General features: G+C 49.8%; 13 protein-coding genes and 1 other RNA gene. 5 read left to right on the top strand and 9 right to left on the bottom strand.

Annotated elements, in window-relative coordinates; all coding sequences use genetic code 11:
• Positions 1-158: 158 nt before the first annotated feature.
• The gene (locus AC286M_RS31540) at positions 159-647 is read right to left on the bottom strand and encodes an orange carotenoid protein N-terminal domain-containing protein (RefSeq protein WP_488208168.1); all 489 of its coding nucleotides are present in this window, start codon (positions 645-647) and stop codon (positions 159-161) included.
• A gap of 365 nt (positions 648-1,012) precedes the next feature.
• On the opposite strand from AC286M_RS31540, the gene AC286M_RS31545 reads away from it, so the two are divergent.
• Positions 1,013-1,693 (top strand): hypothetical protein, encoded by a 681-nt coding sequence (locus tag AC286M_RS31545; RefSeq protein WP_488208169.1) that lies wholly within the window; start codon positions 1,013-1,015, stop codon positions 1,691-1,693.
• Between the two features lie 110 nt (positions 1,694-1,803).
• Here AC286M_RS31545 and stpA read toward each other — a convergent pair whose 3' ends face one another.
• The 7 genes from stpA to AC286M_RS31580 form a co-directional block, all read right to left on the bottom strand.
• Positions 1,804-3,084: a glucosylglycerol 3-phosphatase gene (gene stpA / locus AC286M_RS31550; RefSeq protein WP_488208170.1), complete on the bottom strand. Its 1,281-nt coding sequence runs from the start codon at positions 3,082-3,084 to the stop codon at positions 1,804-1,806.
• A gap of 163 nt (positions 3,085-3,247) precedes the next feature.
• Positions 3,248-3,634, bottom strand: a transfer-messenger RNA (tmRNA) gene (ssrA, locus tag AC286M_RS31555).
• A gap of 324 nt (positions 3,635-3,958) precedes the next feature.
• The gene (gene psb35, locus AC286M_RS31560) at positions 3,959-4,144 is read right to left on the bottom strand and encodes a photosystem II assembly protein Psb35 (RefSeq protein WP_488208171.1); all 186 of its coding nucleotides are present in this window, start codon (positions 4,142-4,144) and stop codon (positions 3,959-3,961) included.
• Between the two features lie 152 nt (positions 4,145-4,296).
• Positions 4,297-5,472 carry a transporter substrate-binding domain-containing protein gene (locus AC286M_RS31565; RefSeq protein ID WP_488208172.1) on the bottom strand — a complete coding sequence of 392 codons (1,176 nt, stop codon included), beginning with the start codon at positions 5,470-5,472 and terminating at the stop codon, positions 4,297-4,299.
• A 164-nt stretch (positions 5,473-5,636) separates the two neighbouring features.
• Positions 5,637-6,536, bottom strand: coding sequence for a class D beta-lactamase (blaOXA, locus tag AC286M_RS31570; protein WP_488208173.1), 900 nt, complete (start codon positions 6,534-6,536; stop codon positions 5,637-5,639).
• Between the two features lie 405 nt (positions 6,537-6,941).
• Entirely contained in the window at positions 6,942-7,124 is a 183-nt protein-coding gene (locus tag AC286M_RS31575) for a HEPN domain-containing protein (RefSeq protein WP_488208174.1), read from the bottom strand.
• Positions 7,121-7,459, bottom strand: coding sequence for a nucleotidyltransferase domain-containing protein (locus AC286M_RS31580; RefSeq protein ID WP_488208175.1), 339 nt, complete (start codon positions 7,457-7,459; stop codon positions 7,121-7,123). The genes AC286M_RS31575 and AC286M_RS31580 overlap by 4 nt, the downstream gene beginning before the upstream one ends.
• A 170-nt stretch (positions 7,460-7,629) precedes the next feature.
• Between AC286M_RS31580 and ribH the strand changes: the two genes are divergently transcribed.
• Positions 7,630-8,199, top strand: a complete 570-nt coding sequence (gene ribH / locus AC286M_RS31585) for a 6,7-dimethyl-8-ribityllumazine synthase (RefSeq protein WP_488208176.1) — start codon at positions 7,630-7,632, stop codon at positions 8,197-8,199.
• 75 nt (positions 8,200-8,274) lie between these two features.
• Here the strand turns inward: ribH and AC286M_RS31590 are convergent, their stop codons facing one another.
• Positions 8,275-8,895 carry a transglutaminase-like domain-containing protein gene (locus tag AC286M_RS31590; protein ID WP_488208177.1) on the bottom strand — a complete coding sequence of 207 codons (621 nt, stop codon included), beginning with the start codon at positions 8,893-8,895 and terminating at the stop codon, positions 8,275-8,277.
• Between the two features lie 232 nt (positions 8,896-9,127).
• On the opposite strand from AC286M_RS31590, the gene AC286M_RS31595 reads away from it, so the two are divergent.
• The 3 genes from AC286M_RS31595 (at position 9,128) to AC286M_RS31605 (ending at position 12,102) form a co-directional block, all read left to right on the top strand.
• Positions 9,128-9,610 carry an MSMEG_0572/Sll0783 family nitrogen starvation response protein gene (locus tag AC286M_RS31595; protein WP_488208178.1) on the top strand — a complete coding sequence of 161 codons (483 nt, stop codon included), beginning with the start codon at positions 9,128-9,130 and terminating at the stop codon, positions 9,608-9,610.
• A 328-nt stretch (positions 9,611-9,938) separates the two neighbouring features.
• A complete protein-coding gene (locus AC286M_RS31600; RefSeq protein ID WP_488208179.1) occupies positions 9,939-10,964 on the top strand; it encodes a Nit6803 family nitrilase in 1,026 nt (341 codons plus the stop codon).
• Positions 10,965-10,977: 13 nt separating this feature from the next.
• Positions 10,978-12,102 (top strand): MSMEG_0568 family radical SAM protein, encoded by a 1,125-nt coding sequence (locus tag AC286M_RS31605; RefSeq protein ID WP_488208180.1) that lies wholly within the window; start codon positions 10,978-10,980, stop codon positions 12,100-12,102.
• The last annotated feature ends 58 nt before the right edge of the window (positions 12,103-12,160 follow it).

Here is a 12,160-nt window from a genome sequence, read left to right on the forward strand (position 1 = left end):
GCAATTTGACGACCAAACCCGCCCCTACAGGGTTTTCATGCATTGCCTTCACAGTCTATCATTCGGTTTTTTGCTGCGCGAGATTTGGTTGTCAAACTCTCCAAATCGCAAAAGGCACGCGCTGCGTGCCTTTTGTGATTAATTATTTAAGGTGTGACCTATACCGCAGCACCAGACTTGGGTTCAGCGCCCATTGGTAGAACAGCATTCCGTAGGATGGTGATTTGCAATTCAAAGTCCATCGTTTCAAGAGCGGCGAGCAGTTCTTGACCTTGCTCAGAGAATTCATAGTCGTCCGGCATGGGGATGATTGTGCCTTCATCCATACCCTGAGCCAAGAAATACCAGAAGGCCAATTTTGTATCAGGGCCTAAAGAGCCATACTCGCGGCTGATCTGACTGCTCTGATCTTTCCGGGCGATCTGGCGCATGGTTTCAAGCTGCTCAGGGTGAGACTGCTGCTTCACTTGCTCAAGCAAACCACCTGCGATTTCAGGAGAGGCGGAGCCAGGTGCGGCAGGGGTGATCCGGTCGCCCATCTCTTCATAGACATACCACAAGAACGCAAGCTGATCATCGACACCAAGCTGCTTGAATACCTGAATGGCAGCGTCAGGATTATTGATTGATTTAGTATAGGTTGTCATAAAGACTCCTTTTAAGTGCTGCAATAGTAAGCAAGTTGACTTGGGGGATAAGGCTTTAGCTTTGCCTGTGAACCAGCAAATATCTGCTTACCATCTATGCTTAACTTAATTTAACAATCCGGTTGATCCCATCCATCAATGGCTGGAATCTGCCTGATTGCAACTCATGTCAAAAGGACTATGTTACTTCCTGCTAAGGCAGCTATCGCTGGTAGAGCAAGGAAATAAGGAGAGAAGGGACAAGGGCGTAAATTTAAGGTACTTATCAATGTCCATTAACGATTGCAGCGCTCAATTCGTGGATGGCACTTGTCACAGGATCGGAATTTTTATGCACCAATAACACCAATTAAAAAGAGCTATCTATGTCGCAAACTGTAGAACCGCGTCAGTCTATTCCGATTGCGCCAGACTTCTTCTGTGATGGGCATTACTATGTCCTAACCTCAAGCAGTTTAGGCGGCAGTGGCTTAGAACCCTCTGCGATCGCAGATGCATTGGGTTACGGAAATGAAGCAGCCATTACCGAATTTTTGCAGCAAGGAATATGTATCCCGGTCTGTTTTGATGGTGACTGCGCCCTTGATGGAGAAACGCTCTTTGCCCTTGGCGACCTAACCGAGCAAGAAGAAAATGACTGGATCGGGCGACTGGCTGGCCAATTAAATATTCCCTGTGGCAAGCTGGTGATTCTTTGTGGGGGTGGTGATGCAGAGGAGCTAGCCTACGCCATTTCGGGTCAGCCACCCAAGCCGCACTACCGGATTTTCCAGGTGATCAACGTTTCTCCTGGAGCATACTTGGTTGAGATTTATGCTTATCTTTCCAGCATGACCGTCCAGCAATCGTTGGAGGAGTATGACGAAGACTGGAACTGTTATGAAAATGAGCCACTCAAGCAGTGGTATCAGTTAAATCGGCCTGGGACAACGGGTACAAGCTACATCATTCGGCTCTCAACCCTCACCACGGCACCACCGTTACCGGAACGGGTGCCAGACATTGGCTGGTGCGGTGAGTTTGAATTTCGCAAACCAGAGCTTTGATTCAATATCAAGTCCGCATATTATAAGAACCCAATTTATTTTTGGGCAATGCTTGCTCCGCAAGCGTTGCCCAAAAATAAATCACGGGTTTTCAAAGCGTCAATACCCCTTTATGTGCGCTGAGCAGCCGCTTTTTGGAACAGCCCCGTGTACTCTTGATAGCCGCCGGGGAAGACGATGCTGAGGCTGAGCGGATCGTCTACGTCGCGGGCGTCGCCGGGGCCTTCCAGGACTTTAGGTGGTTCAGAGCTGTGGTCAATTGGCAACCTCTTGCGGTTTTTGACTTCGCCGCCGCTGCTATCTACGTAGGTGACAATATTGCCGATATCAAGGGCGAGGCCGATGTCTTGAATGAGCTGGAGGAAGTTGCGATCGCTGCCGCCGCGCCGAAATTCTAAGCTGCCATCTTCGAGCTCAACGCCTTTGCTGGTGACGGTGTCGCCTACGCCAATCATGACGGGCATGTGAGCCGGATCGAAACTGGATTTCACCAGTTCAATCAGCTCCGCGTGATCGGCTGGAGCCTGCCGCGCGTTGAAGTCTTCGCCCAGGGGATACTTCCCAGTGCGCTGGTAGTAGTAGCGATTTAGAATAGCCGGAACGCCCGCTTCTTTGACCGCACCCCGCAGCATAAACTGAAAATCCGTCGTGCCAGAATCGTCGCCATTGCTGGGCCAGAGAATTTCCAACCCGTCTGCATCACGGCCCAAATTCGGCGCATAGTGGACAAAAAAGGATTCAGATAATCCCTTTGCTTCAGCTTCCTGTAGCAGTTGATCCATGAGCTGCTGCATGTCGTATTGCAGCTTAGTGTACAAGTTCGGCGTATCCCGTAGCTGGTCGTAGAACGTGTTGAGATTGGCGGTCGGAGAAGCCTGATTGTCTAGAGCAGAAGCGTCGATGCAGGCTTGTAAGGTGCTGTCAGACAGGGGACAGGCATGGGTGGTGAAAAATTGATGAATGCGATCGCGAATCCGATCGGGCACAGCAGACAGAAAATCTAGCTCGGCCTGGCTGACACCGGGATAGTCCAAATTACCAAAGCGATCCTGCCATTGCACGCCACCTGCGGCTAGTCCCGGCAGATACCAGCCCTCTTGCTGAACGGTTTTGGCATCCCCCACGGCGCGTTCAATAATGCCATTTACGCCCCGTTGCCCAATATGTTCTCCATTGGTCAACACAAAAAAGTGGCCGTCAAACGCTCGCGTTGCCTGCACATAGTCTACGGCTACGACGCGAGTCAGGGGATCTTTCACCAATCCCATACAGACGCCATCTAAATCCTGAATGATCAACAGATTGTCATGCTCAGTTAAAAGTTGCAGGAATTTGTCATGTCGCAGGGATAAGGGTGGTTCTTGCAGGAGGGGGTGAATCGTATAGGGCATCACTATTTAAGAACTATCTGCTCCCGAAAAGTCTACCATCCGAGGGTTTTAAGAACGTTAAGTCAGAAGGTAGATCTCGCCTAACAACTTTCCCAACTGAATTTAGAATCTTGTGTCAACGCAAGAAGGGGATGTGCATCTGCACATCCCCTTCTCTCTGAAAATATGGAGCTGACGGGAGTCGAACCCGTGTCCGCTCTGGGTAGTAACACATCATTCGTTCACAGGTTTAGCCTATCTAATCCTCAAGGCGGGAACCGTCACTTATCCCTGACGGTGGGATTCTCTAGTAAAGTCTTAACCAGCTTGATGACCAGAGGCATCAAGCTAGAGCATCCGTTGGGGTTAAACCCATAGCCCTTAACGGAGTCAAGCTATAGGCGCTCGCAAAAGAGTTTTTTTACGCGATAGCTAGAGCTTCGCGGCGAGCAAAAGGAACGATGTTGTTCGCATTTACGTTTGTTTTGAGCCTTGATTTACGAGAGTTGACTCACTCTCGACCTGCATCACAACGTGACTTTCACCAAAACGTCGAAACCGTTACAGCCCCTCGTTTTGTAGCCTCGCTTTGTAGCTCGAACTATCGTTCCTGATATTTTTTGTCTTCTTAACCTTATTATAAGGTGGATAAAACCCACGCATCATCAGTCTAGAGGGTAGATAACCGACCATTCAGTAATGCCGCGTTTTATCACTAGATCAATGCTAGCCTGCGATCGCAAAAATAAGTGTTCGGCAAACCGATTCTTAATGTTTTCAATCTAAGACCAGCCTGATTCAACATCTAGCTGTGGATCTCCAGCGGGATTCGCGAAAGCCATAGCTATGGTTTTTGCGAATCCGATTACTCGCGAATCCGAAACTATCACGGGCACTACTCGTCGGCGTCTTCTTTAACTTTGGGCACAATGTCAGGACGTTCCTTATCTTCCCAACCCACAGGGCGCTTCGAGTTGTACCACGCAATCGAACCCAGGACGACCGCTGCCACAAATCCAACCACGTAAACGGCTGTAAACGAAAAGGGCAGACCCATATCTGCTGCAATCACAAAGCTCATGCCACACCTCACCAAGTAGACGAATTTTGCACATCGCGGATGCTATAGCTTGTGCAATAGATTTATTACCCACCTTAGAGGAAAACTGGCGGTTAGGGAACTCTGAGCTGCTTGTTAAAGAGAGAGAAGTGCGATCGCAACTTTAACTTGAGTTAGCTGGAGCTGGGTAAATAGCGCTGCAGCATGGTCTGCCAATCGGGTTCGCTCAGCTCTTGTAAAATCTGCTGATTTAGAGGTTCCCGCAACGGCGAATTATCCGGTAAAGCAAAGGTATACTGGCTGACTTGAATACCTGTGTCATCAATTCGAAGCCGCTGTTGAAAATCGTCTTGATTCAGAGTTTGGAGGGGAGCCGTGCTGTAAACAAAGGCATCAATCCGGTCTTCATTGACTGCGGTCAGTCCCGCTTCCGGAGTGGAAAATGTCTGAAACTGAATTTGCTCCTGTTCAAGATAGCTAGCCGCATTCGTATTGGCCATGCTGCCAACTTCCATAGTTTGCAGTTGCTGTACCCGGAGCGGCTGAACACCCTGATCGAGGACTAAAACTGACGTAATCGAAGCCGTCAGGCTGGCCGTAATCCCCATCGCCACCAGCATCCATACCAGTGCCAGGATGCGACCTCCGACTGTCTTTGGCGCTTTGTCGCCGTAGCCAATCGTGGTCATCGTCACGCCAGCCCACCAAAAGCCGTCCCAAATACCTTTTCGCGGCGACTTATGGAACATATCTTCATTCGCACCACGTTCAACGAACCAGCAAAGTAGGCCAACAATCATCAGAATTAAAGACAACCAGAGACAGATCCGCAAAAACTGAGGCGACAGTACAGATTTAACCACGTTCCAGAACCGCTGTCGTCGCTGTGTCGCGATGCCCAAAGTGGCAGCAAAATAGCTCTGGGTAAAGTCTACCTGCTGCTCGCGGGAAGCCGTAGCGGTTGCAAGCGCCACATCCAGATTGCCGGATTCAAGCTGTGCGATCGCAGAATCAGGCTGAACTTCCTGCCACTCATAATCCAGATTCAGCTCATACGCCACCTCCCGCCACAGATGCACACCAATCCCGTCCCAATCGCTCTCACCGTCTGCACTGCCGGACTGTATCACCAGGGGAGGCACAGGACTAAGGCCAACGATCAGGGGTTGGTCGGTTGTTACCGCTGGGCTAGCCGATGGATTTTCCGATGGATTTTCGGATGCATCTGGAGATTGCGCAACTGCGAATGATCCGTACAGGGTAATGATTAGGCACGCTAAAAATGCGCCAAATAGACGCAACCAGCGTTTTACTCTGCAAGGAACCGTCAGTTGTCTTTGCGATCGCATGAAATCAAAAATGCTCAAGGTACGGCTTCACTGTGCCGGATGGAGGCACAGGTCTTCCACTCCCTGAGGAGAGAAACAGCCCAATCCAAATGGACTAGCACTACAGCAGTTAAAGCGGTAGGGTGGGCATCGCCCACCAGCCGCAATTTCTAATGAGCTCGGGCTTACAGCAACTGAAGCGTTTCAAAGCAGCGACGCGTTAGCTCTAACCTAGCCTGAGCGTCATCGTCGTCCCGAATATCAATATTGGTGGCAAAAAAGTAGACATTGCCAGCCTGCTCCACATAGCCAACGTACCAGCCAATTTGCTCCTGATCCGGTTCACCAAAGCCAAACCAGCCCGTCTTGGCCCGAATTGTATAAGCGGGCGTTTGCTCCACAATCATGATGTCTTTGACGGTGGCCATGACCTCCGCTGAAAACGGTAGCTCGTTGCTGTACAGGCGACGCAAAAACTGAATCTGTTCCTCCGGTGTAATTCGCAGATCGCCATTCAGCCAAAAAGTATCAATATCTGCCGCCTCACCGATGGTTTGATTACCATAATCCGCCGCCGCCACCCACTGCTGCATCCGCTCATGCCCCACCCGCCGGGCAATCACCTGATAAAACCAGACGGCTGACTGCTTGAATGCAAGACGCATATTGAAATCTCGATTCCAAGCCGGAACCATGCGCTCCACTCCATCCCAGGTCAAAATCGCGAGGTCATCCTGAATCACGCCCGTTTCCAGCGCAATCAGGGAATTCAGAATCTTGAACGTTGATGCGGGTAAAAATGCTGTCCTGTTGCGGCTGGGATTATGCTGATAGGTGCGATCGCGATTGAGGTCATAGATCAGGATCGAGCCTTCGACACCCAAGTCTTGAAAATGCTGAGTAAATTCAGCCTGTACCTCATCGGCTGATGGATCAAGCTCTGCCTGAGCCAAGTGCGGCATAGCAGACTCAACCACAGGTGTCGCCCAAGTCGGTTGGACTAAAAGCACTACGATACTGCTTGCCATAGTGCTTGCAATAGTGCTTGCGATCGCACAGCCGAACCATCGAGAAGTCAAATTCATGCGTCTAAGTTCCTCACACACAACGTTTTGACAGAACTTAGGGCACTACACCATGATTAGACCCAATTCCAGACAACGTTCAGGAATCAGTAGACCAGCCAGTTATGACACTGACAGATATTGGTGACCGAGTTCAATAAAGGCCTGGGCTTGAGCAATAAGCATTTCGGCATCTTGTTGTTTCAAGTTTGGCTGAAGATCATAATCAGCACGGGTGCGTTGAGCTTGAGCATCAATTAGATAACGGTGGAATTCAACAGGTACTTTGCCAGGATGAGCAAGAGTTTGCCCAAAGGCGCTAATAACAGCCGCATAGCTAGTGCTTTGTCAAGTGTGTTTTGAGGGGTAGAAGAATTTTGAAAATATTGCTCCGCAATATTTTCAAAATTCTTCTACCCCTCATCTTTACTTTGACAGACTACTAGAGAACGACAAACCTTCTTGATCAAGGAGAGCTTCGGCAACATAAAACATTGCGTAGTAGGCACGGGAAACAGCGAAGTCATGGAATCCTTGCTGCATGAGCTGGTTTGCAGCTTCTAAACTACGTTCAGCTTTGGTGATCAAGAACTGTTGCTCTGGAGTCATAGAGCAATGCCTTCTTGACGGATGTTACGGAGCAGAGGGGAATTTTCGGATTCGTAACGTGATGCGGATAAAAATAGGCGAGAGATTAGCAAATTATGTTCAAGACAAAGCTGAGCAACAAATGCGCTGGTGCGACTAATTTCCGCACTGGCATCTACCGGATCATCTAGCACAATCAAAACATCGACATCTGAACCTGCTGTCGCTTGTTCACGAGCATGAGAGCCAAATAAAATGACCCGATAAAGGCGATCGCAATATTGCTCTTGCAGATACTGTTTAAGTGTCTTGAGTACAGGACTAAGTGTAGAGTTGAATCCTCTTTTTTCCATCATGTGGCTTTTACTCAACAGGTTCGGTTCAGGAAAGGTTCGTTATCGCTCCAACACTGTTATATCGTTTGCACAAGACAAACACAGTCAGAGTAGCGCAATAAGCGCTCCCATTAGCGCTATATTGAACGAGATGAGTAACCCCTCGTGTGGGTGAGAGCTAAGGGAAAATTATGGCTGTATTTGAAGGAAGTTTTGCCGATACCAAGTCGCTGCGCTTCGCGATTGTCATTGGTCGATTTAATGACTTAGTGACGGGCAAGCTTCTCGAAGGGTGTCAAGACTGCCTCAAGCGACATGGCGTAGACGTTGATCCACAAGGGGAACAGGTTGATTATGCCTGGGTGCCGGGTAGTTTTGAGGTGCCGCTCGTGGCGCGACAGTTGGCGCTTTCGGGTCGATACAATGCCATTATTTGCCTCGGTGCCGTGATTCGTGGCCATACGCCCCATTTTGACTACGTGGCCGCAGAAGTTTCTAAGGGCGTTGCTGCTGCTGGGTTCCAGACAGGCGTACCGATTGTGTTTGGTGTGTTGACAACCGATACGATGCAACAGGCACTCGAACGAGCGGGTATCAAGAGCAATCTGGGCTGGAGCTATGCCATGAGTGCCCTAGAGATGGCTAGCCTGATGAAGCAGATTCACGGGATTTTGCCGGAAGAAATGCAAAATGGTTTAACGAGCAGTACAAAACAGAGCCTGCCTGCCTCCATGAAAAGTGCCGCGATTAATGAAGGCTAAATGCCCATCCATCAAAGCGTAAGAATTCACGATGATAACGCCAAGCTTGCTATGCAAGCTTGGCGTTAATCACAATCAGGGATTGTCAACCAGATTTGGTAGAAGATCATAATCGTTTGCGGCTTCCACTGGGATATCTGGAAGATGGTGCAGCATGTCGTCCCAGGTTGTTTGCGATCGCAGTGCTTCGACAACAATTGGCAGGGGTTCCGCCAGAATGGATGGAAAATCGGCCTCTTCAGGAAACTGAATTTGAAACGCCAAATTTTCCTGCGGAGGAGAAAACTGGGCGTTCACGCCGTCTTTGTTGCCTCTCGCATCCACTCGATACCAGCCTATTTCAGGCAAATAGATGGCGTTGAATCCGTGCAGGCTGTACGGCGCACCGTTGTCGTTAATGCTCAGTCGCTGGTAGCAAAATCCGGCTGGAATCTGGTTGGCCCGCAGCAGGGCTGCCAGCAAATGACTTTTGGCATAGCAGTAGCCAGTTTTATATCGCAAGACATCAGAAGCGCGGCAGGTTACCGGATTTATCTGATAGTCAACGCTGTGATGAATTTCGTCTCGCACCCACTCGAAACAGGCTTGTGCGATCGCAGTTGGCGTCTCACACTCCGCTGTAATTTGTTTGGCACAGACCAGAATATCTGGATGTTGCCAATCGATGACTTCACTAACCTGCAAATACTGTTCCATAAGAGAATATTTTATGAGTAGGCTGCGATCTCAATAATAACCTGTCTAAAAAGATAGTGGGTCGTTTGACTAGGATTAAATCGATTGAATTCACTCCTGGATTGCCTATCTTTAATGATAGAGATACAGGTTTTGTAACTGTAGATACGAGACAGAATAACTCAGCCTTTTAAGGTGCAGTAAAGAAACAAACATTCCATGCCTTACGTTTGTTTTATTGCGGAGATATTTTATGCCTGAAGTTACAACCCCTGCTTACCAAACAGGTGATTTTCTGGTTGATTATGAGGAAAAAGTTTTTCCTGATGTAAAAGCAGATCCGGGTGAAAAAGCATTAGTTGCTTTTCATACGGTTGCATTTGAAGGTTCAATTGGTCTAGTTAATTTACTACAGGCTACTCGTCTACTTCGGAAAGGTTTCGAGACATCTGTATTGCTATACGGGCCTGGTGTGACGTTAGGGGTGCAGCGCGGTTTTCCAAAGCTGGGAGACGAAGCATTTCCAGGACATCTGGCCATGAACAATCAAATTGTCAAATTCATGGAAGAGGGCGGAAAGGTTTATGCTTGTCGCTTTGCACTACAAGCGCTTTACGGTCATGGTGAACCGTCTCTGATTCCCGGAATTACGCCAATCAACCCTTTAGATGTGCTGGATATTATTCTGCTTCATCGCAAAGAAGGCGCGTTCGTTCTTGATACTTGGACAATGTAATTGTTGATTCTGCTGGATAAGAGCTTGCGATATTAGTTGATTTTTCCTACATGTAAAAACTTAAGGAGCATGGATTTAATAAGACCGCAAACTGTAGGGGCGGGTTTAGTAGATCAATCTACTACTTATCATAGATTTAACAGCAAAACCCGCCCCTACAAAATGTGAACTTATTTAATTTATGATTCTAAGTCCTGAATAACTTGCATGTTCTTGTCGTCGTAAAACGAATGCGATCGCAGCTAATCATCTTGTTAGTTGATCCTGATTCTGTTGTAATTCATCACGCAGTTTGTTGAGTTATAAAGCTAGTTCGCTAGGAGACATCATGGTTCGCGCCGCTGCTGTTCAGTTGAGTCCGGTTTTACATAGCAAAGATGGCACAACCGAAAAAGTTTTAGCTGCGATCGCGCAGGCTGCCAAGGAAGGGGTGCAGTTGATTGTGTTCCCTGAAACGTTCGTTCCCTATTACCCCTACTTCTCCTTTGTGCGGCCTCCCGTTTTGATGGGCAAAGAGCACATGAAGCTCTACGAGGAAGCGGTGGTGGTTCCTGGCCCAGTTGTGGATGCGGTGAGCCGAGCGGCGCGATCGCATGGCATGGTGGTGGTGCTGGGGGTGAACGAGCGGGACAATGGTTCGCTGTACAACACGCAGCTCATTTTCGATGCCGACGGCACGCTGCTGCTGAAGCGGCGCAAGATTACGCCCACCTTTCACGAGCGGATGGTGTGGGGGCAGGGTGATGGTGCTGGCCTGAAAGTCATCGATACGGCAGTGGGTCGAATCGGGGCGCTGGCCTGCTGGGAGCATTACAACCCTCTGGCGCGGTTTGCGCTGATGGCGCAGCATGAGCAGATTCACTGTGCTCAATTTCCGGGTTCGATGGTGGGCAATATCTTCACTGACCAGATGGAGGTGACGGTACGCCACCATGCGCTGGAGTCCGGCTGTTTCGTGATCAACTCAACGGGTTGGCTGACGCCGGAGCAGAAGCAGCAAATTATTGCCGATGAAAAGATGCACAAAGCGCTCAGCGGTGGCTGCTATACCGCCATTATCAGTCCGGAAGGAGTGCCGCTCTGTGAACCGATTACTGAGGGCGAAGGACTTGCGATCGCAGATCTGGATTTCTCCCTCATCACCAAGCGCAAGCGGATGATGGACAGCGTCGGCCACTATTCCCGCCCCGATTTGCTCCAGCTTCAAATGAATGCTCAAGCATGGTCAGTGGTGCAGCCCAAGACAGCTCAGCCTGATCTGGATGTACCGACAGAAACTGAATCAGCATTGATGACGACCGAAACGAATGGTCACAACAGCCATCATTCAGCCTTTGCGAGTGATGCCAAATAGGTCAAGGACAGACATGAACAAACAACGCCTCATTACTGAACTGCAATCCAAGGGGTTGAAGCTGGTTGATCCGCAGATGGGTGTGGCGGGTCGCAAGGGAGGCGCTGGCCCGTCTGACCACAAAGCGGTCACAATTGAGGGCACGACGGTAATGGTGCCGATCTATACGGGTAGTGCGAATCAATCGCCTTACACCGCTCAGATTCAGCCCTCTGCACAGTCTCAAACTCAACTGTCAGACATGCAAACGTCGCAGTCTCTGATCCTAGAGGAAGCCGGATCTGAGATCGCGCCCATCAGTTTTCCCCGTCAGCCGCAGTTCTATAGCCTTACCACCGCTGATGGGATTCCCTACTGGAAAATCGCGCTACTGCACAGTCACGACGTGCTGGCGACAACGGTACAGCAAACCTGCATGCGCTATCGCGACTCGTCTACGGTTTGTCAGTTTTGCGCGATTGAAAAGTCTTTAGACGCTGATCGCACGATTGCGCGAAAGACCCCGGCGCAGTTAGCTGAGGTCGCTGAGGCCGCTGTGCAACTCGATGGCGTGAAGCATATGGTGATGACGACGGGTACGCCCAACAGCCGCGATCGCGGTACGGCTTACCTGGCAGAATGCGCCCAGGCAATCAAGGCGCGGGTGAATTTACCGATTCAAGCCCAGTGCGAACCGCCCGATGATTTTGTCTGGTTTCAGCGGATGAAGGACGCGGGCATCGACAGCCTGGGTATGCATTTGGAAGCCGTTGATCCGGTTGTGCGAGCCAAAATCATGCCCGGAAAAGCTGAAGTCCCTGTGGGCTACTACTTCCAATCATTTGAGGCAGCAGTGCAAGTCTTCGGTTGGGGCCAGGTCAGTACTTACCTGCTGGCGGGTTTGGGTGATTCGCTGGAAACGCTATTGGAAGCTTGCGATCGCTTAATCAATATCGGTGTCTATCCCTTTGTGGTGCCGTTTGTGCCGATTACCGATACGCCGCTGGCCAACTATCCCGCCCCCGATACCGATTTCATGTTCACGCTTTATCAAAAGGTGGGCGCGATGCTGAAACAGGCCAATCTGCGATCGCAAGATATCAAAGCGGGCTGTGCCAAATGCGGTGCCTGTTCCGCCCTGTCCACATTTGAATCGTAGACGCATGTAGGGGCGGGTTTCGCATTCCCGTATGAGGCTCAATCAAAACGGATCAGCT

The organism is Thainema salinarum CENA647 (assembly GCF_057732415.1).

Excerpts from the sequence above, each read along its gene's own strand:
- AC286M_RS31590 (WP_488208177.1), bottom strand. The coding sequence starts at position 8,895 with ATGGAACAGTATTTGCAGGTTAGTGAAGTCATCGATTGGCAACATCCA.
- AC286M_RS31565 (WP_488208172.1), bottom strand. The coding sequence starts at position 5,472 with ATGCGATCGCAAAGACAACTGACGGTTCCTTGCAGAGTAAAACGCTGG.
- AC286M_RS31595 (WP_488208178.1), top strand. The coding sequence starts at position 9,128 with ATGCCTGAAGTTACAACCCCTGCTTACCAAACAGGTGATTTTCTGGTT.
- AC286M_RS31540 (WP_488208168.1), bottom strand. The coding sequence starts at position 647 with ATGACAACCTATACTAAATCAATCAATAATCCTGACGCTGCCATTCAG.
- stpA (WP_488208170.1), bottom strand. The coding sequence starts at position 3,084 with ATGCCCTATACGATTCACCCCCTCCTGCAAGAACCACCCTTATCCCTG.
- ribH (WP_488208176.1), top strand. The coding sequence starts at position 7,630 with ATGGCTGTATTTGAAGGAAGTTTTGCCGATACCAAGTCGCTGCGCTTC.
- AC286M_RS31580 (WP_488208175.1), bottom strand. The coding sequence starts at position 7,459 with ATGATGGAAAAAAGAGGATTCAACTCTACACTTAGTCCTGTACTCAAG.
- AC286M_RS31605 (WP_488208180.1), top strand. The coding sequence starts at position 10,978 with ATGAACAAACAACGCCTCATTACTGAACTGCAATCCAAGGGGTTGAAG.
- psb35 (WP_488208171.1), bottom strand. The coding sequence starts at position 4,144 with ATGAGCTTTGTGATTGCAGCAGATATGGGTCTGCCCTTTTCGTTTACA.
- AC286M_RS31545 (WP_488208169.1), top strand. The coding sequence starts at position 1,013 with ATGTCGCAAACTGTAGAACCGCGTCAGTCTATTCCGATTGCGCCAGAC.
- blaOXA (WP_488208173.1), bottom strand. The coding sequence starts at position 6,536 with ATGAATTTGACTTCTCGATGGTTCGGCTGTGCGATCGCAAGCACTATT.
- AC286M_RS31575 (WP_488208174.1), bottom strand. The coding sequence starts at position 7,124 with ATGACTCCAGAGCAACAGTTCTTGATCACCAAAGCTGAACGTAGTTTA.
- AC286M_RS31600 (WP_488208179.1), top strand. The coding sequence starts at position 9,939 with ATGGTTCGCGCCGCTGCTGTTCAGTTGAGTCCGGTTTTACATAGCAAA.